Below are 21446 nucleotides of genomic sequence, written 5' to 3'. Positions count from 1 at the left end.
AAAAAAATGAAACCCGTACTTACGAAATACTTCCTTTATACTTTTTATCTTTTGCTTGCATCAACAACTTTTTTTTCCTGCAAACAGAAAGACAATACTGCTTCTGAAAACGCGAAACAGGAAGAACATGCTGCATCAGAAGTTCATTTAACAATCGAACAAACGAAAGCAATTGGTTTGGCAACAGATACAGTTTCGTTTCGCAATTTAAAAACAACACTCAAGGCCAATGGCAAACTGATGTTGCCTCCGCAAAATAAAGCGCAGGTGAGCGTGCTGGTGGGCGGGATTGTGAAAAACATCCTGGTAAATGAAGGGGATTTCGTAAAAAAAGGTGAATCGCTGGCAACTCTTGAAAACCTGGATTTCCTGCAGTTGCAACAGGATTTTCTCGAGAATCAATTGCAATTGCAATTGATGGAGGAAGATTACAGGCGACAAAAATCATTGCAACAGGACAACATCAATTCTTCTAAAAGCCTGCAGCAGGCAGCATCAGGCTACCAGCTTGCTGTAACAAAAGACAAAATTCTTTCAGAGAAATTAAAAGTGTTTGGAATTAATGCTGCAACACTGTCGCCGGGCAACGTGAAAGTACAGTTTAATGTCACGGCTCCCATCAGCGGGTATATAAAAATGATTGATATCAGCATCGGAAAATTTGCAGAACCAAACAAAGTGCTGTTTGATATTGTCGATAATCATTTTCTGCATATCGACCTTACAATTTTTGAGCAGGACATTGCCAAAGTAAAAGCCGGTCAGCGACTTACTTTTTCTATCGTAAACGATCCGCATCATCCGCATTCGGCAACCATCTTCAGCACAAACAAAGCATTCGAAGACAATCAGCAGGCAATTATCGCGCATGCAAAAATCTCTGAAGCTGATGATGATCTTTTGCCGGGAATGTTCATTGAAGCCCGTATTGATGTGGATGATTATCTAGCCATGTCACTGCCTGCTGAAGCTATTGTGAGCAATGGCAACGATCATTTTATATTTGTAGAAGCAGAACAGCATACCTTCAGACAATTGTCCGTTCGAACAGGCACTTCAGATATGGGATTTACAGAAATCATTCCTTTGGAAACGTTTTCAAAGGATGAACAGGTAGTTGTAAAAGGCGCATATTATCTTTTCAGCGAGTTGACCAAAGGAGAGGGAGAGCATCATGATTAAGAAAGGCGACAAATTTTTTTATGAATAAAGCACTCCTGTTTCTTTTCCTGATGCTCATTCTTGGAAACGGAAAAGTTTATGGACAGAAAACGATCCGGTACGATCTATATGTGAACGACACCATTGTAAACTATTCCGGAAAAAAAGCACATGGCATTGCCATCAACGGACAAATTCCTGCACCCACACTTGAATTTACAGAAGGTGACACCGCGGAAATTTTTGTCCATAACGCGATGAATACAACAACATCCATTCACTGGCATGGAATCATTTTACCCAACAACCAGGATGGTGTTCCCTTTCTTACCTCAGCTCCGATTGCCGCACATTCGGTGTATCGTTATTCATTTCCGATTGTGCAAAACGGAACATATTGGTATCATTCGCATACAGCATTGCAGGAACAGTCAGGATTATATGGTGCGTTCATCATTCATAAAAAAGAAAAGGCAATAATTCCTGAGTTCACCGTATTGTTGAGCGACTGGACCAATGAAAAACCACAAGAAGTATTACGCTCGCTGAAAAGCGCCAATGACTGGTATGCAATAAAAAAACATGCAACACAAAATTGGGGTGAAGCAACTCTCAATGGTCATTTCGGAACCAAGGCGAAACAGGAATGGCTGCGCATGCTTGCGATGGATGTTTCCGATGTGTACTACAATCGTTTCCTGGTGAATGGTAAAACAGAACAACAGTTAACATCATTTAAAGCAGGAGACAAAGTGCGGCTTCGTATCATCAATGGATCAGCATCTACTTACTTCTGGATTCAATTTGCAGGAAGCAAACTAAACGTGGTTGCCTCAGATGGAATGGAAGTAGTACCTGTTGATGTTGACAGGATGATTATCGCCGTAGCTGAAACGTATGATGTAATTGTTACCATTCCGGAAAACATGAGCTATCAATTAAAGGCTACGGCTGAGGACCGTACATCCTTCACGGCGCTTTGGATCGGCGATGGAATGAGAATGACTGCACCGGTGCTTCCTGCATTAAAATATTTTGACGGAATGGAAATGATGAATGGTATGATGAATTTTGATGGCAGCATGGATGATATGGGAATGAAAATGAGTGCGCAGAGCATGGATATGAATGTAGTGATGTATCCGGAAATAACAGGTGATGAAAAGGGGGAAGAAAAAAATAAAGTGGTGGAAGAAATGCAGGAAATGCAGCACAGTCATCATACAATGACCGCCGCGTCAGTTAAAGAAATAGTAACCCTGAGTTATACGATGTTGCGTGCTTCCGGAAAAACAACATTGCCCGATGCACCTTTTACAGAATTGCATTTTGAACTTACCGGCAATATGAACCGCTATCAATGGAGCATCAATAACAAAACGATTTCGGAAACAGATAAGATATTGATCCGTAAAGGTGAAAATGTGAGAATCATCATGTATAACAATTCGATGATGCGGCACCCGATGCATTTGCACGGGCAATTTTTCAGGGTGAAAAACGGGCAGGGAGAATATGCGCCATTAAAAAATGTGCTTGACGTAATGCCGATGGAAACAGATACCATAGAATTCGCGGCGCCTTATGAGGGCGACTGGTTTTTCCATTGTCATATTTTGTATCATATGATGAGTGGCATGGGAAGAGTGTTCAGCGTTGGCAGCGATTCGCCCAACATTCAAATTGATACCATCAGGCACGCCAATAGAAAATTTGAACGCGACGACAACATGATTCATTTTCATGCTGCTGTCGCCGCACATACACAAGGCGTTTTTGCAGAAGCGATGTTGATGAATAAGGATTTTGTCTTAGATGGAATGGGCATGGTAAATTATAACGGGGACTATGAGACTGAAATAACGCTCGGCCGTTATTTTGGTCGCATGCAATACTTCAAAACATATATTGGAACTGACATTCGAAAGTTAAATGATGGACACCTCGATGAAGATAATGCAGATAACCGCACCGTTGCCACGTTAGGTATTCAATATCTGCTGCCGTTTTTTCTTCAAACAGATTTGCGTATTGACCATACCGGCAAAGTTCGTTTCCAAATAAGCAGGCATGATCTTGCACTTACTTCACGGCTTCGCTTCGATGGCATGTGGAATACAGACATGGAATATGAATTAGGACTTCGGTATATACTTACAAAGCGTTGGTCCGCTTCGGCGAACTATGACAGTCATTTTGGAGCAGGGGTTGGCGTCACTTTCACCTACTAAATGTTTCTTATTCTTTTCATCTGCGCATGTATAATTCGTCAAAAGCATATTGCCTTATGACGACTTTCTTTTCCCGATCCATCCAGCAGATTTTTTATTTGCCTCATCCAAGGTCATTAGCTTTGACCGCTCAGCTCTGCGAATCATTGCACGAAAGGCAACAGGATCAATCTCCTCTTCACTCGCAGCCGCGCCAAAAGCAACTAAAAAATTGGAAGTGATGTGGATCTTGCGTTGAAAGAAAAAAGGATGAATTACGATTCAGTAGTGGCCATCAGCTATGAGTTGAATGAAGAAACCTTGATGCCGTATCATTTTAACTTGCTGAACTTTGCAGCCATCACCAATCAGGAATTGCGTGCACACATCAACTGTGTTGGAAAAAAAATTTACTGAGGGTCTGTCGCCCTATTGATGATAAACAACTGTTGCTGTCCATTTTTTGTTTTTCGATGCATCGTGCTCATCTTTCTTCTCTATCGTGAGAAAATATATTCCTTCCGGTACACTCTGATTGAATTTTATTTCTTTCAAAAATAAATTTTTGTTCACCGGCATTTTTTCTTCATATATTTTTTGACCGGTAACATTGCGTATTTCAATCGTTAGTGCTGCTGTTTCTTCCTCATTCAAATCAAGTTGAATAAAAAAACTTTCTTTCGCAGGATTTGGATAAATGCTCAACATTGATTGAACATTTTCTACTTCACTGATGCCTGTCCCAAACTCATCCACCAATCCATCGCAGTCATCATCAATGCCGTTGTTCGGAATTTCTATTGCGCCGGGATTAATGGCAGCATTTAAATCATTGCAATCATCAGGGTTGGAAACATAGCCCGCCGGCTGCACACAACTGATCACTAAATTAATTTCAGGTTGTCCGTATCCGTCATTGTCTGCATCAACGTACCAGGTAAGCGGACCATAAATAGTAGGATCGGCATCATTACAATCCGTGCTGTCACTTACATATCCAACAGGAGCCGAGCATCCGGTAACAGTAACCGCTGCATTTCCATAGCTGTCGTTGTCTGCATCAGCATAATAGACGGTATTGCAATTCGAACTGCCATAGCGCGCGATAAACATATCGGTAGCGCCTGCAAACGTGGTAAGTGTTATGTTACCTAATGTAAGTGTGCTGTTGCCAAATAAACCTGTCACATAAATATTTCCCGCGTCATCAGCTCCACAACCTCTTCCAAAAGTATAATCAGAACTCACTCCGTTGAGTGCCCATTGGGAGGTTCCTGAGGAATTGTATTTCACTACGAAGTAATCGGCATAACCGGTGGTATTGGTAAGATTAATGTTTCCGAAAGCAATATTGGAGGATTGAAAATTGCCTGTGAGGAATACGTTTCCTGCACCATCTACTGATACATCATAACCATAATCATAAGAAATGCCACCTGCTTGTTGCGCCCACAATGCTGTTCCGCTTGGATCGTATTTTACTACATAAATATCATCTCCGCCTGTATTGGTGATGGTGATGCTGCCGAAAGTGAGTTGATAAGAAGAAAAATATCCGGTAACGTAGGCATTGCCATCAGCATCCATTTCCATAGAAAAATTAAAATCATATCCGTTACCGCCTGGGTTTTTTGCCCAGACCAAATTTCCGTTTTGATCATATTTAACAATAAATATATCAAAGCCACCGCTGTTGAAAAGCGTTTGCGTTCCGAAGTTCAGTGTTCCTGAACTAAAATGACCGGTGACCACCACATCTCCCGCAGCATCGGTACCTATTCCAAAAGCTTTGTCGTTGCCTGCGCCGGAAGCATGCCTGGCCCAGATGGCATTTCCGTTGTTGTCGTATTTAGCAATAAAAAAATCTTCAAAATTTGCCTGTGAATTGGCAAGTGTTACCCCGTCAAAACTGATACTGTTAGAAATATAACTGCCGGTGATATAAACATTCCCTGCATCATCCACCGCCACTGCATTGCTCTTGTCTTCATCCGTTCCGATAGCATTCACCGCCCATACTGCATTTCCATCGGCATCATATTTTACCAGGAAAATATCTGCGCTTCCTGAATTGGTGATGGTGCTGCTTCCGAAGGTAACAGTGGAAGACCAGAACTCTCCTGAAACATATACATTTCCCACGTCATCAACTGCAACGGAGTACCCTTCTTCCGCATAATCTCCGCCAGCACTTTTTGCCCATAAAACATTCCCGTTTGTATCCATCTTTACGATGAATAAATCATCACCGCCATTATTGTTGAGCGTGATGCTGCCGAAAGTAATTTGTGGAGCTGAGAAAGTTCCAACCACAATTACATGGCCGTTATTATCAGACACAACCCGCTCACCTCTCACTTCATTAAAAATACCGCCGGCACTTTGTGCCCAAACCCATGTTTCTGTTTGTGCTGTTGCATTTTGCAAAAAAAATAAAATAAGAAAGAATGGGAAGAGCAACAAAAAACGAGACAAGTGAAATGCACATGCATTCCCTAAATTGTTGATCGTATACACAGTATTCTTGTAGAAATCTTGAATTTTCATTTGAATAAGGTTTTTAAGTAAGTGATCTTCAGAGTAGTTTTTATCAGTATGATTTTCCCGGAAGGGATAAATGATTATAGCGCAAAATCAGTTTCCCGCTGATTTTAAATTTACAAAATTGATCTGATCTCTACTATTTATCTATTTCATCTAAACTGACAATAGTAAAGTTGTGAAGCCGCAATCACAAGAAAGTTCCATGCGAAAAATAACTGTCAACAGCGATTAACCCCAGAAGCACAGATAACTAATTGTATAATCAATGCTGATAAATAACAGGCTTAATCCATTGCCTGGTTTTACCAGGGTAATTTTCACTTGAAACTGATACTTCTACAAGATAAATTCCATTGGCAGCATTTTTCCACGGATCGATTTCAGCCAAAAGCACTCCATCTGTAATGGTAAAGATGTGCGAATAAATTTCCTGTCCCATCATGTTTTTTACAGTGATGATTGCATCACACGACAACATTTCTCCAAGGGATATGTCAAGTGAAAATGCATCTTCTGCAGGATTAGGATAGAGTGTAAATATTTCAGGCAAAAGGTCTGTGCCAATCACGCTCTCTTTGCATGAATTGGTCACTTTCGCGCCATCGGATATTTTGTAGCATCCATTCGTTTTAGTTACAATCACTTTATAAGTTCCTTTAGCAGTTGCGGTGTATGTTTTTTTAGTTGCACCGATAATAAGGCTACTGCCCTTCTGCCATTGGTAGGTGAGTTCGGTTCCACTGTTGGCCTGCAATTTTACAGAACCGGTGGAACAAATATTCAGGTCATCGAGCGGAGTGATGGTTGATGCCGGTTTACTCAAAACAGACATGCTCGTTGCAGGTGACGTTGAGATACAATTGAAACTGTTGGATTCCTTCACCTGATAGGTGCCTGCTTTTGCAGTGGTATAAGTATTCTTGGTGGCGCCACTGATAACAGCACTGTTCTTGAGCCATTGATAAGTGATTCCCGAACCGGTATTGGCTGTAAAAACAACATCTGTGCTGGTGCAAACTGAAACGGATCCGACAGGCGTAATGGTCGCTACAATAGCCTGTTCATCAGTTTGCCCGTTACAGTTATCATCGATGCCGTTACAGATGTCAGATGCATTTGGATGAACGGCTGCTCCGCCGGCAGCAGGATTGTCGTTACAATCTGATTTGTCTGTAACATATCCTGCAAGCGAATCAGATGCCTGTGCAATCACTGCCGGATTTCCATAGCCATCCTGGTCGGCATCCTGGTAAAGCAATACCTCATCAATCCAGCCATTGCAGTTGTCATCAATTCCATTCATTAACTCAGGGGCATCAGGATGAATGGTGGCACCACCCATTGCAGCATTATCATTACAGTCTGTATGATCTGCAACGTATCCGGAAGGAGCAACAATTGCCTGGATGGAGACGGATGCATTTCCGAATCCGTCATGATCTGCATCTGCATAATAAGTTGACAGTTCATCAACCAATCCGTCACAATCATCATCGAAGCCATTCGCCAGTTCCGGTACACCCGGATGAATATTTGCCCCACCAGCGGTGGGATTATCATTGCAGTCGCTATTATTCATTACGTAACCCAATGGAATAATTTGTTCCCTTACAAATGATTCCGGGTTTCCAAATCCATCACCATCAGCATCGGCATAGAATTCAGATTCCAGGTTGCAGTTTTGAAGAGCGGGATAAATAGTATCATTGGAAGCATTGCGCAGACTGTCTCTCTTCAGCCTGTATTGTTGAATAACACTGGTATACGCAGGATTGTTGATCAGATTGTTATTCTGATGCGGATCTTCCGTGAGATCAAAAAATTCCTCCGTTACAGAATTGCAATAACTGTATATATAAGCATACTGTTTGGAACGCACCGCTTCCCAGTTGTTTCCATTGGCGGTATAATTCTCCAGAAAAAAATCTTTCCTGTGCACCTGGCCGGTTGCCAATTGATGCAATGACACACCATCCATATTATAGTTGTTGGGAATACCTGCGGCTTCGAGCAACGTGGGAGCAAAATCAATGTTGGCGGCAAACTCATTTTCAATGGTTGTTCCCGGAGCAAACCACGCAGGATAACGGATAAACAGCGGGAGTCTTAATGATTCATCATAGGCAAGCGTTTTCTTCTCAAGATAATGTTCACCTAATAAATATCCATTGTCGCTGGAGAAAATGACAAGTGTATTGTCGAGAGAGTTGCTTGAATCAAGATAATTTAAGATCCTGTTCACGCTGTATTCGGCAGCATGGCAGGTTTCAAAGTAATCACGGATGTTCTGATCAAGCGCTGCTGAATCTCCTTCAAACTCATGATTGGGATATAAATAACCTGGAAAATCTTTATGATAAGTTTCAAAATTATCCGGAAAATTAATGGATGCAAACTGATATAAGCTGTCTTCATTGCTCATGGCCTCATAAGGCAGATGAGGAACCCTGTGAAAAAGAAATAACGCCCAGGGTGCCGCTTCAGGCACTTTGTTCACCAGAAAATCAAGTGCAAGATTGGTATAGATCACTGCATCATGTCCTGTGTAAGTTGTAGTAGTGCCATCATTAAAATGAATGGGTGGATCAAGGTGTTCATCATCATCAGTTACCGCCCAGTAATCGAAACCAACAGGCGTGTCCGGCAGTTTTTTCCCTAAGAGCCATTTGCCCACAAAGCCGGTTGTGTAGCCGGCATCCTGAAGAATGGAGGATACATAAGTAAGGCCGGGTTTAGGCGAAGTGCCATTGTCAAGGGCTCCGTGATGGTGTGCATACAAACCGGTATACATGGAAGCACGGCTGGCAACACATACCGATGTGGTGGCGCCCATGTATTTGAAATTAATTCCTTCATTCGCAATCCTGTTAATAGAAGGTGTATTAAAAAATGCGGGGCCTCCGTTTGGCTGGAACATATCAAACCTTGCATCATCGAGCACTATCACCAGGATGTTTGGTTGTTGCGCTTTTACCATGCTGGTGCTGCATGCGATCAAAATAATGCCGGCAGCGAAAAAAGCAGTCCGGGAAATAAAATGGCAAGTGTTTTTAACAGAGCAGTTGTTCAGGACTGATTTCATGTTCAGCAGTGCTGAATAGCAGTTAGTTAGGGTCATTGAATTAGCAGGGAGTTGGTGTTCGAGTACGGTAGTACGGAATAATGGCAATTTTTGTTGCCTGAATTATAAACAGCTCATTCCACACGTATGAATTAGCTGTTGTGCCGCATTTTTATTTGTTGATGACACACAAAAATTAAAAAGGGCGTTCGCGTTTTGATTGATAGCAGGTCATGGGAAAATCAAAGAGCTCTTTAATTGCCTGCATTAGATTTTACATACATCTGTAATAAATTGAAAACTACACTTGTTATTTTCAATTAAAAAACGAATAGCTGTTACCATGCAATTATAACCTGCCTCACCCATTGCAATTGTGGAGATGGATAATTGTGGGTCATCAGGATTTTTAGCGTATAAATTCCATTTGGAGTTGAAGGTGGTAATGTAACTTCTGCATTCAGTTTTCCATTCGTTAAGGAAATAGTCGTTGCATAAATTACCTGGTTAAGCACATTCGTTACTTTTAATTCGGCTGAAATTTTATCCTGCTCTTTGCTGCCGTCCGTGTATGGTGCCACTGCTAAATTTATTTTAAATATTCCCGGAGCCGGATTCGGATATACACTCAGGGCATCATTGTAATCAACGGCTTCCCCTACAGACTGCCGGCATGATTTAACAACAGACACTGTTGCCGAAACTTTTTTGCATCCATTGTTTTTGGAAACTGTCACTTTATAATTCCCTGCTTCGGTTGCAGTATAATTTTGATTGGTGGCGCCGGCTAATAGGATTCCATCCTTCTTCCATTGGTAGCTTAAGTTATTTCCTCCGTTTGCCTGTAACAAAACAGATCCTGTTGAACAGATGTCAAGATTTCCTGCAGGAGTAATAACGGCATCAGGCTTACTGAGTGTTTTGATTGTAGTTGCCGGTGCAGTTGACAAACAGCTAAACGCATTGGTTTCATTCACCTGGTAGTCACCTTTCTTGCTCGTAGTATAACTATTGCCTGTAGCATTGCTGATGATGGCGCCATCTTTTAACCATTGATAAGAAATTCCGGGAGTAGTATTTGCAGATAAAGTGGCGTCAGTACCTTTGCAAACCTTAACAGTACCCGTTGGTGTAATAGTAGCCGTAAAACTATTTTCATCTGTTATTCCGTTGCAATTATCGTCTATTAGATTACAAATGTCAATTGCGCCGGGATTAATATGAATGTCCTGATCATTACAATCGGAAAAATCACTAACGTAACCTGCAGGTGCAACTGTTGCAAGGGTATCAATCAAAACATTTCCATATCCATCTGCATCCGCATCTGCATAAAATGTTTGTTGTGGTAAGTCCGGAGAAAGTTTCAGAATCCAGTAGTCGCTAAGCCCTTTATTGGCCTGGCTCTTATCGCCATTGTTTCCTGAGTTAGAATGTCCGCCAATTATAAATCCGCCATCAAAAGTTTGCGGAACATCGTGCAATCGTTCGTCTCCATTGCCACCTAAATCTAGATCCCACAGCATATTGCCAAATGCATCGGTTCTGAGCACCCAATAGTCCGTTGCTCCTTTGGTATCCTGCGTTTTATCACCGCTGATACCTGATTCCGACCAACCACCTAATACAAAACCACCATCGCTTGTTTCATAAATAGATTTTCCTTTATCATCTAACAATCCGCCATATCGCTTGTCCCAAAGTTTTAAACCATTCCCGTCTGTTTTCACCAACCAAAAATCATAACCACCCTTGCCGGCAACTGTTACGTCGCCATTCACATCAGATAGTGTATAGCCTCCCAAAATAAATCCACCGTCCTGCGTTTCATCCATTGCATAGAGGTATTCATTATCGTTGCCGCCGAATCGATGGTCCCACAATTTTTGTCCATTCGCATCTGTTTTTATCAACCACATATCTGTAGCACCTTTTCCTGCTTCGCTTACTTCAAAACCGATTGGTGAAATAGTCCATGCTCCTATTATAATATTCCCGCCAGGAGTTTCACGAACAATATTCGCTTGCTCTGCATCTGAGCCACCATAGGAAGCCTCCCACACCAGGTTTCCGCCAGCATTTGTCCTCACCAGCCACAAATCAAAATCGCCATGATTGCTTTGGGTTTTTTCGCCACTTATGCCGGATTTTGATTCTCCGATAAGAAGATATCCTCCATCAGCGGTTTGAAAAGTATTCCGCAATTCATCATCTGCGTCTCCGCCAAAGCGCTTGTCCCAGAGTTTGTTACCCACCGAATCAGTCTTCACAATCCAATAATCCCGGCCACCCCTGCTTACCTGGGTTTGGTCGCCACTCACGGTGGAAGCCGTATGGCCACCTAAAAGATAGCCACCGTCAGTAGTCTGAATCACCGAAAACAATTCTTCCTTCCCGTTTCCGCCATAGCGCTTGTCCCATTGTTTGATGCCAAACGCATCAGTTTTACAAATCCAGTAATCAGTGAATCCCTGCGAGCCCTGTGATTTATCATCACCGATCGGGGAATCGGAGTCACCACCAAGCAGGTATCCCCCGTCAGTAGTTGGAACAACCACAAACAAGTCATCACTTCTGGTACTACCATAACTTCTATCCCATTCCTTAACCGGCGCAACCTGGGCGAATAGATTTGCAGCAATTAAACATTGGAAAAAAAGAAGGACGGTCAGTAATTTTTGGGTATAAATTTTCATAGACAAGAATTAAAGCGGAACAGTATTTAATGAATCGGATCAACAATACAGCAGATCAGATCTTTGCAGGAATCCTCCGGGTTTCATAAATAAAAATAGTCACTTTATTTATTTTATAAGGGAAAAGATTTGGCATCTCCTCCTTGCGGGTACTGCCTTTGGAAGTTATTTTTCATTTGAAAAAATCCGGTCATATTTCATTCCGCAATCAATGAATAACACTTAATATATGATTGCTTACCCCATTATTACTCAGCAGCCGGACCAAATAACAGCCGTTTTCCCAATTGCCAACATCGAAGTGATAACCATCGGAGTCAGCTTTCTCAGCATCAATCATATCGTTATAGACAAGGTGACCAACAAGGTCATAGATGTTTAAATATATTTTATTGAATTCCAGGTTAGAAAAATCAATGTTCACCTCGCCGGAAGCAGGGCAGGGATAAAGCATCCATGAATCGCCCTTTGTCAAATTCGTCTCATTAAATAACTGATCGCGAAATGGAGTATCAATAAGTAAACAGGTCAAGCTGTAGCACATTGCATTATTATAAACATTGGCGGCACTGCTTTTCACCTTCACCAAAAAAGTTCCCACGGTGTTTGTATTGAAATTAATTTGTTCATTCAACAGACCTTTATGTTTTGAATTTGCTATTTCTGCTCCTGAAGCATTCAACAGGTAAAGATTATAATTAGCGGGGAGGTTGGTAAGAACAATACTGATGTTGGGCGACAATGCATTGTTCTCAAAAGAGAAATAATCATTGTCCTTCTTATAACTGATCAGAGCGCTGATTGTAATCGAACCGGTTTCAGCCGGAATAATCAGATGGGCCGCCTGGGATTTCGAGTTGTTGGGTTCATACTTGTCAAAACAACGATCGGCAAACTTTGCTATCATGCAGTCATGAACGGTATCAAGCACGAGGGAGTCACCCTCAACAGGAACAAACGACAATGAATCCTTATACGAACCAACAGTGGCAATGCCCGACAGGCTCGCTGTGTTGCCTGAAATATAAATAAAGTCATCCGCAGTTATCTCCATGCCGTTTCCCCTGTCATAATCCGGGCCACCGTAATAGGTAAACCAATCCAACTGACCCTGATCAAGAAACTTCGCGATAAAAGCATCTTGCTCTCCTGCGTTTTCGGATTGCCATACGCCCGGTGTTCCTAAACCTGTACTATAAGTGGAACCGAATAATAAAACTGAACTGTCAGGCTTAACACGTAAATTAATTCCGTAATCTTCTGCGACTCCTCCAAGATAGGTGCTGTAAATTAATGCGGTTCCTTCTGCGTTCAGCCTGGCAAAAAACACATCGGGCAATGGTATATTATTATAATATCCTGGTGTCCATGCCGGTTGCCATGCATTAAGTGTTGCGATATTATTCTGGCTGGTAGTAAATCCTGTGAAATAAATGCTGCCATCTTCGCCGGTTACCACTTCTCTGCCTTTATCATCACTGCTTCCTCCAAAATAGGTGCCCCATAGCCGACTTCCATTAGCATTAAACTTCACACAAAAAACATCTTCCATTCCTCCACAAACCGGCTGAAAAGATCCTATTGTTGCAATGCCGGTAGTACTTGGCGAAGTGCCTGTCATGATAACGTTGTTGTCTTTATCTACCGTAACAGAATGACCTCTGTCTGCATCTTTGCCACCATAATATGTCGACCAGATCCTTATGCCGCTGCTGTCGAATTTTGCAAGAAATGCATCCATCACCTGTGACTTTTGCGGTTGATAAGAAGTGCTTGTAGCGATCTTGTTTGTGCTCTGTGTCCAGCCGGTGAAATAAATATTTCCACCCTCATCTCCATTTATTGCTGCAATAACATCCGGCTGACTTCCTCCATAATAAGTTGCCCATCTGATAAGTCCGTTGCTGTCCAGTGAAAATAAAAAGCCGTCCTTAACACCGCCGAAAACAGGCTGAAAAGCATTATACACCGGACAATTTGTACTATAGGTAGCACCCGCTGCAAAAATATCCGATGATGCATCGGTATAAATATCAGTAGCATCTTCTGTACTGCTTCCACCGAAGTACGTACACCACATTCTTTGACCTTCAGCATTTAATTTTAAAATAAACGCATCATAGTCAGCGCCGCCATAAACAGACTGATAAGCACCCGAAGTTGTAAAATTAATTTGCGATGCTGTATTGCCAATCACTAACAGATTTCCTTCTGCATCCACCGATAATTCCTGCGGCTTATCTTCTGCATCATTTTCACCATAGTAAGTAGCCCACACAATATCAGGATCAATCACAAGTGCAGCTTCATGATCATATTTTTCAATGTTGAAAGAAACCAAATTTTCCTTCACTTGAAAGGAAGCGTTTACCGGAAGATTCTTATCAACCTGATAAGCAAATAAATTTTCTTCCCGCACTTCGCCGAAACTTCCGGGCAAAACAATTGATCCGTTCTTGATTTGAATGCCTTCCGCTGTATTATATTGCGTTCGTATGTTTTTTACATTACCTCCAGCGTGTACAATGTATTCATATCTCGGAGACACTTTGTTGTCAGCAGGAGCAATAAAAACCAAATCGATTTTTGGATAAATATTCCGGTAATAAATCCTGTTAAAATAATGAACCTGCGTTACCGCTTCTGAAATGTTTCCATGGTAATAATTTAAATAATCAGACGATGCGTCCTCCGCAACTATCAGCATGTTTTTCCCAGGATCAATAAATAAAGCATCAAATCGTTGCGTGGTCACTTTGGTCGCCTGCTGATCCGGCAAATATTCACCGGCGTTAAGATTATTGCATCCATTTGATTCTGAAACAACCGGTTGCTTTTCATATTGAAAAAGTTCGTAGCTGAATCCGTTCCTGGTAAGTGTGAGATTGAAATTCTTTCCTGAAAAAACATACAACACGTCGGGACATGCATTGTTAAACTGATTTCTAACCTGTCCTTTATTTTCAACGAATCCATTTACATTATTGCCGGCTTTAGATTTCCATGCAACACCATCCTGCGCATACGATAGTTCTGCTTTTTCGAAAATCATCAGCATAACTGCCATACTTAACAGGATACCATTGCGGAATGTATTGCTTCTTTCCTTTTTCATGACGCAGCATTTTTTTTTGACAACAGCGAAAATTTTATGGAATGGATAAATCATACGGAACTGCTCTTATCAATTGTGCTGATGAGGTGTATTATTTAGCGAAGCGTTCTTTGCCAGAAGTTGACTCCAACAATGTAGTTGAAATTTTTCTCTTATATAGTACTCGTAATAATTTTCAATGGACGTTACTGGATGGTAAGCGCTCAATAAACGCAGTTGTCTGTTGACAATCTAATTGTTGCCCATGTTGTTAATCATGCGTTGACGCAACTTTGGCAGGGTTAGCAACTATTTAATCACAATAAAGTTGCAGCATAGTAACCCTGCCAAAGTTACTTCACAGGTCAGGAGTGTATTTTTCATTTTTAGTTTTTTCATTGATATTCGTTCTTATAAAAAAATAATTTCGTCCCATGAAAATTCTTTGTGTTGGTGAAGCGCTGATTGACATGTTTTGTACAGAGCGATGCGCATCGCTTTCAGCAGGAGAACATTTTATCAAAAAGGCCGGAGGAGCGCCGACGAATGTAGCGGCTGCTATTGCTTCGCTCGGTGGCGAGGTTGATCTTGCGGCTAAAGTGGGAGCAGATCCTTTTGGGAGGCAATTGATACAGGTGATGAAAGAATTCGGTGTTTCCACAAAATGGATGTGGCAGGATGAACAGCATTTCACAACAATGGCCTATGTTTCATTAAACGAACAGGGCGAACGTGATTTTGTTTTTCACCGTGGTGCTGATCGTGAGCTCACATGCAAAGAAGTAGAAGCGATACAACTGGAAGAATATGGCATTGTGCACTTTGGAAGTGCAACAGCGTTCCTCGAAGGTCCGCTGCGTGAGGCCTATCAATCACTCATGAACCGTGCGCTGCGCCAGGATGTATTCATCAGTTTCGATCCCAATTATCGCGATGCGTTGTTTGGAAACAACCAGCCGTCCTTTATTGAACAGTCGCTGAATTTTTTAGCGAATGCCAGCTTCTTTAAGGTGAGTGAAGAAGAGGCCTTGCTCATTACCGGAAAAGCAACCCTGGAAGATGCCGCAGATTATTTCCGGAATAAATCCAAAGCCGTTTTTGCGATCACGATGGGAAGTGCAGGCACGCTCCTCGGTTTTCATAACAACAACATCACGATTCCGAGTTTGGAGGTAAAATGTGTTGACACTACCGGAGCCGGCGATGCTTTTGTAGGTGCGGTATTGTATCAGTTGAGCCGTTTTTCACAAGGCAAGTCACGCGATCTTTCTATAGAGGAATGGAAAAGCATTGTTCAAAAAGCAAACAAAGCCGGTGCCCGTACCTGCGAATCGATGGGTGCCATGGAAGCTTTCAGAAGATTAAGCAGCGAGTTATTAAATTGAATGCGCGGGAATGAACATGATCGAAGCCTGAAATGCGCATCTTGATGCCGCAATCAATTGTACAATAGCGCACCTAAAATTCAAAATTTCCAAATTCCAACTTAACCATGTACATTTGCGACCTGATTGATTAGAGGGGACCAACGTCCCCTCTTTTATTTTCTGTACCTGAACAATGATGAACCTCGAAGAACGGATCAAAGAATTGCTGGATGCACTGCTGCGGGAGAAGGACAGCTATCTCGTGGACCTGAAAGTAAGGAAGGGACAATTGGTGCAGGTTTTTGTAGACCGCGACCCGCACATTACGATTGAGGATTGTGTCTGGATCAGCCGTGGATTGCAAAAGGAACTGGACAAAGAATTTCCTTTTTCAGAACAGCATACGCTGGAAGTGTCATCACCGGGAATGGGTGAACCACTGAAAGTGCTCCGCCAATACAAAAAGTGTGTGGGACGTGAAGTGGAAGTATTGTTGCTTACAGGAATGAAGAAATCAGGCACCTTGCTGTATGCCGATGAAGAAAAGATCATCCTCGAAGAAATCATTGCCAATAAAATGAAAGATCAGGCACCTGTACAAACAGAGATTCCTTTTTTGAATATCAAATCAACCAACGTAGTGATCAAATTTTAATTTCTTAAACCGATTACCATGAACAGCCAAGGATTAGTTGAGTCATTCTCAGAATTTAAAGATTTCAAAAACATCGATCGTCCCACCATGATGAAGGTGCTGGAGGATGTGTTTCGCACGCTGCTGCGGAAAAAATACGGCACCGACGATAACTTCGACGTGATCGTAAATACCGAAAAGGGAGATCTTGAAATATGGCGCCACCGTACGATTGTGGAGGATGGCACCGTAGAAGATCCCAATGTGCAGATCGCACTCAGCGAAGCGGTTAAACTGGAGCCTGATTATTCTGTGGGGGAAGACACCATTGAAGAAATCACCTTTGAGTCATTTGGCCGCCGCGCCATTCTTACTGCCAAGCAAACGCTGGCCTCAAGGGTATCTGAACTGGAAAAGGAAGAACTCTATAAAAAATACCAGGATCGCGTAGGTGAAATTATCACCGGCGAAGTGTACCAGGTCTGGAAAAAAGAAACACTGTTGCTGGATGATGAGGGCAATGAGCTGGTGCTTTCGAAAAATGAACAGATTCCTTCTGACTTTTTCAAAAAAGGAGATAATGTTCGCGCAGTGGTGAAAGGAGTTGATATGAAGAATAACACTCCGTTGGTTATGCTATCGCGAAGCGACAATGCATTTCTTGCCAAACTTTTGGAACAGGAGGTGCCTGAAATTTTCGATGGATTGATCATGATCAAACGCATTGCGCGCGAACCCGGCGAACGTGCCAAGGTAGCGGTGGAATCATACGATGATCGTATTGATCCTGTTGGCGCCTGTGTCGGAATGAAAGGGTCACGTATACACGGCATTGTGCGCGAACTGCACAATGAAAATATTGACATCATCAATTACACCAACAATACACAACTGTTTATCACCCGTGCATTAACACCATCAAAGATTTCATCAATGGAGATTGATGAGGAAAACAAACGCGCTTATGTGTACCTGAAACCCGACCAGGTTTCATTGGCCATTGGCAAAGGAGGTTTGAATATTAAACTTGCGAGCAGAATCACCGGTTATAACATTGATGTATTCCGTGATGTACAGGACGAAGAGTATGATATTGACCTCGATGAATTTTCAGATGAAATCGATGGCTGGATCATCGATACTTTGAAAGGCATCGGTTGTGATACAGCGAAGAGTGTGCTTGAGCTGAGTCGTGATGAATTGGTGCGCCGCAGCGATCTTGAAGAAGAAACAATCAATGAGCTGCTTCGGATTTTACGTTCGGAGTTTGATCAGGAAGGGAAGAAGTAATAGTGAGTCGTGAATAAGGTAACTTTATTATAGCAGGATAGCAGTAGCATTTAACCCGTGCAAAGTGGTTTTTTAATTCGATCTTTGCCAACTAAATTTTGAGAGGAACAGCAACATAAATGGCTGAAGTAACAACATCAGAAGTACGCATACAGGCCGTAGCCAAAGAACTGAACGTTAGTTGGACGCATCTCATTGAGCACCTTCAGAAAAAAGGTTTTGCGGTGGACAGTAAACCCACCATTAAAATCAGTAAGGAGATGCACAATCTTCTCTTGAAAGATTTTTCGCAGGATCGTGCCGATAAATTACAGGCCGATAAGATCAGCCTGGGCTCAAAGATCTTTGAAAAAGAGAAAGAGAAGGAAGCGATTGCTACTGCGAAGAAAAAACCGGAATCAGAAATCGAAGTACTTGTCAAAAATCTGCCTCCAGCCGGATCTCCCCCAGCCGTTGAAAAAAAGACGCCGGTTCAGGAAGTGGCAGAGGTTGTTGAAGCTCCGGTTAAGAAAGTGGCAGAACCGGTAGCAGAAAAAGAGGTGGTAGAAGTTTCTAAAATGGTGGTGGAACAGCTCGAAGGTCCTAAAGTTGTTGGCACCATCGACCTTGATAAGTTAGATCAGAAGACGAAACCGGAAAAGAAAAAGGCAGCTAAGAAAGGAAAGGAGAAAGAGACAACTGTTGAAGAAAAGGTTGCCGAAATTCCTGTTAAGGAAGAACAACCCTTGCAGGAAGTGAATGCGATTGAAAAAACCCCGGAAGAAATTTCCACTCCCGTAGCTGAAGCACCACCGGAAACACCCACTGTTGAGCCACCTGTAAAAGCAGATGCTCCAATATCAGAAGTAAGAAAAACAGAATACGGAAAGCTGGATGGTCCAAAGGTGATCGGCAAGCTGGACCTTGATGCTATCAAAAGCAAACCGGTTGATTATTCCGATATTATTAAAGCAGGTAAAGAAAAACGCAAACGTAAACGCATTTATACTTCCGATAAACCGGATACTGCCGCAAAACCAGGCACCTCACAAACGCCGCAAGCTCCGCGCGCTGATCGTCCGATGATAAAGCGCGACGATCGCAGCAGGCCACCATTGCGCCGCGACGTAGGCAAGAGAACGCCGCTCGCTCCCAATGAACCGCAGGAAGTCTCCACCAAAGAAATACAGGAAAAGATACGCGAAACTATGGCCCGCCTCAGCGGGACCACTAAGGGAAAAAGCGCGAAGGCAAAATACCGCCGTTTAAAAAGAGAAGAAGCCTCCACAGGAACAGAAGACGTGGTGGATGGAAAGAAAATCATTCATGTTACCGAGTTCATACCGGTTGCGGAATTAGCCAACTTGTTGAATGTTCCGGTTACGGAAGTGATCAAAACCTGTCTGAATCTTGGTATCATCGTTTCCATCAATCAGCGCCTTGACGCTGAAATTATTGAATTGGTATCTCATGAATTCGGAGCTGATGTACAGTTTATCAGTGTAGAAGAACAGGATGAGTTTGATGAAGAGGAAGAAGATGATCCTGAAGATCTGAAACCACGCGCACCTATTGTAACTATCATGGGTCACGTTGATCATGGCAAAACTTCACTGCTCGATTATATCCGCCAAACGAATGTGGTGGCGGGTGAAAAAGGAGGCATCACCCAACACATTGGTGCGTATGAAGTAATTCTTCCAAACGAAAAACGCATCACATTTCTCGATACACCCGGTCACGAAGCATTTACCGCCATGCGGGCACGTGGTGCCAAAATCACTGACGTTGCGGTAATTGTAATTTCTGCTGATGACAGCGTGATGCCGCAAACAAAAGAAGCCATCAGCCATGCGCAGGCTGCCGGTGTACCGATGATTTTTGCTTTCAATAAAATGGATAAGCCGGGCGCTAATGCAGAAAAGATCCGCGAGCAACTGGCAGGCATGAATATTCTCGTGGAAGAGTGGGGTGGTAAATTCCAGTCACAGGAAATATCAGCTAAGCAAGGAACAGGTGTAGAGAGCTTGTTGGAAAAAATCCTGCTGGAAGCAGAATTGCTCGATGTGAAAGCCAATCCTGATAAGTTTTCTATCGGAACTGTAATCGAAGCAACTTTAGATAAAGGACGTGGTTATGTTGCTACGCTGCTCGTACAGGAAGGAACCTTAAATACGGGTGACCTGATTGTTGCAGGCAGTCACTTCGGAAAAATTAAAGCCATGTTCAATGAACGTGGACAAAAAATGAAAACTGCCGGACCGTCTGCGCCGGTTTTAGTACTCGGTCTTGATGGCGCGCCGCAGGCCGGAGAAAAGTTCAAGGAGTTTGATGACGAACAGGAAGCCAAACAAGCTGCATACAAACGCCAGCAGATTTTACGCGAACAAGGTATCCGTACCAAGAAGCATATTACATTGGATGAAATTGGTCGTCGGCTTGCTTTGGGTAATTTCAAAGAACTGAACGTGATTGTGAAGGCTGACTTTGACGGTTCTGTGGAAGCACTTACTGATTCATTGCAAAAATTATCTACCGCGGAAATTGTGGTGAACGTGGTTCATAAAGCCGTGGGACAAATCACAGAATCTGATGTATTGCTTGCATCTGCATCTGATGCGATCATCATCGGCTTCCAGGTACGTCCTTCAATCAGCGCACGCAAGATTGCCGAGAAAGAAAATATTGAAATACGTTTATACTCTATCATCTACGACGCTATTGATGAATTGAAAAGCGCCATGGAAGGTATGCTTGAACCGAAGATTGAAGAAAAAATCGTCGGCAATGCGGAAGTGCGAGATGTATTCAAAGTTACCAAGGTGGGAACAGTGGCGGGTTGCTTTATGACGGAAGGAAAAATCACACGACACACGAAGGTGCGCCTCATCCGCGATGGTATTGTTGTCTACTCCGGCGAACTGGCTTCACTCAAGCGTTTCAAAGATGATGTGAAAGATGTAACCAGCGGGCAGGAATGTGGTATTGCTATCAAGAACTTCAATGATATTAAAGCCGGTGACGTAATCGAAGGATATGAAGAGACAGAAGTTAAGCGGACACTATAAAGGGTTTGAAGGGATTATGTTGTTTATAATGTTTAGGCTGACTTGCTCTAAAAAAGTGGTTTAAGAGTTTGGATGGTTTATGATGTTTAGATTGTTTGGATAGGCTCGTTCGGTTTATAATTGTCTCAACAATTATTTAGCCCTCCATTGCGGATCATTCCGGAGGAAACGTCTTTGATTTCTTCATTTCATTCGATCATAAAATCAGTGTTATCAGCGTTCCATTTTCGATTGAACGCCTGTTACAATGATCATGAGGATTTCCTCAGATCTTTTTTTATCATAAAGATCAGCGTGCTATCATTTGCGCATGCCTGTTATTCAATACTTATCCCGTAATTT

General features: G+C 42.5%; 11 protein-coding genes. 7 read left to right on the top strand and 4 right to left on the bottom strand.

Annotated features, from left to right (window positions below; translation table 11 throughout):
- The first annotated feature begins 6 nt into the window (after nucleotides 1-6).
- The 3 genes from IPO83_07285 to IPO83_07275 all read left to right on the top strand — a co-directional run bounded on the left by IPO83_07285 (nucleotide 7) and on the right by IPO83_07275 (nucleotide 3788).
- Entirely contained in the window at nucleotides 7-1182 is a 1176-nt protein-coding gene (locus tag IPO83_07285) for an efflux RND transporter periplasmic adaptor subunit (protein ID MBK9731075.1), read from the top strand.
- A 20-nt stretch (nucleotides 1183-1202) separates the two neighbouring features.
- Entirely contained in the window at nucleotides 1203-3392 is a 2190-nt protein-coding gene (locus IPO83_07280) for a multicopper oxidase domain-containing protein (GenBank protein MBK9731074.1), read from the top strand.
- Nucleotides 3393-3641: 249 nt separating this feature from the next.
- A complete protein-coding gene (locus IPO83_07275) occupies nucleotides 3642-3788 on the top strand; it encodes a hypothetical protein (GenBank protein ID MBK9731073.1) in 147 nt (48 codons plus the stop codon).
- A 12-nt stretch (nucleotides 3789-3800) separates the two neighbouring features.
- Here IPO83_07275 and IPO83_07270 read toward each other — a convergent pair whose 3' ends face one another.
- From IPO83_07270 to IPO83_07255, 4 genes are all read right to left on the bottom strand, one after another.
- A complete protein-coding gene (locus tag IPO83_07270; GenBank protein ID MBK9731072.1) occupies nucleotides 3801-5918 on the bottom strand; it encodes an SBBP repeat-containing protein in 2118 nt (705 codons plus the stop codon).
- Between the two features lie 259 nt (nucleotides 5919-6177).
- Nucleotides 6178-8997 (bottom strand): sulfatase-like hydrolase/transferase, encoded by a 2820-nt coding sequence (locus tag IPO83_07265; GenBank protein MBK9731071.1) that lies wholly within the window; start codon nucleotides 8995-8997, stop codon nucleotides 6178-6180.
- 317 nt (nucleotides 8998-9314) lie between these two features.
- On the bottom strand, nucleotides 9315-11672 hold the full coding sequence (locus IPO83_07260; protein MBK9731070.1) for a putative metal-binding motif-containing protein: 2358 nt from the start codon (nucleotides 11670-11672) through the stop codon (nucleotides 9315-9317).
- Between the two features lie 208 nt (nucleotides 11673-11880).
- The gene (locus IPO83_07255) at nucleotides 11881-14787 is read right to left on the bottom strand and encodes a T9SS type A sorting domain-containing protein (protein MBK9731069.1); all 2907 of its coding nucleotides are present in this window, start codon (nucleotides 14785-14787) and stop codon (nucleotides 11881-11883) included.
- Between the two features lie 413 nt (nucleotides 14788-15200).
- Between IPO83_07255 and IPO83_07250 the strand changes: the two genes are divergently transcribed.
- From IPO83_07250 to infB, 4 genes are all read left to right on the top strand, one after another.
- Nucleotides 15201-16151 carry a carbohydrate kinase gene (locus IPO83_07250; protein MBK9731068.1) on the top strand — a complete coding sequence of 317 codons (951 nt, stop codon included), beginning with the start codon at nucleotides 15201-15203 and terminating at the stop codon, nucleotides 16149-16151.
- A 175-nt stretch (nucleotides 16152-16326) separates the two neighbouring features.
- A complete protein-coding gene (locus IPO83_07245) occupies nucleotides 16327-16788 on the top strand; it encodes a ribosome maturation factor (protein ID MBK9731067.1) in 462 nt (153 codons plus the stop codon).
- 18 nt (nucleotides 16789-16806) lie between these two features.
- Complete coding sequence (gene nusA / locus IPO83_07240; GenBank protein ID MBK9731066.1) at nucleotides 16807-18057, top strand: transcription termination/antitermination protein NusA; 1251 nt, start codon at nucleotides 16807-16809, stop codon at nucleotides 18055-18057.
- Between the two features lie 119 nt (nucleotides 18058-18176).
- Nucleotides 18177-21104 (top strand): translation initiation factor IF-2, encoded by a 2928-nt coding sequence (infB, locus tag IPO83_07235; protein ID MBK9731065.1) that lies wholly within the window; start codon nucleotides 18177-18179, stop codon nucleotides 21102-21104.
- Nucleotides 21105-21446 lie beyond the last annotated feature (342 nt).

It is taken from the genome of Chitinophagaceae bacterium (assembly GCA_016717285.1).
In the GTDB taxonomy this organism is placed as follows: domain Bacteria; phylum Bacteroidota; class Bacteroidia; order Chitinophagales; family UBA10324; genus JACCZZ01.
This window is presented reverse-complemented; position numbering and strand designations above follow the sequence as displayed.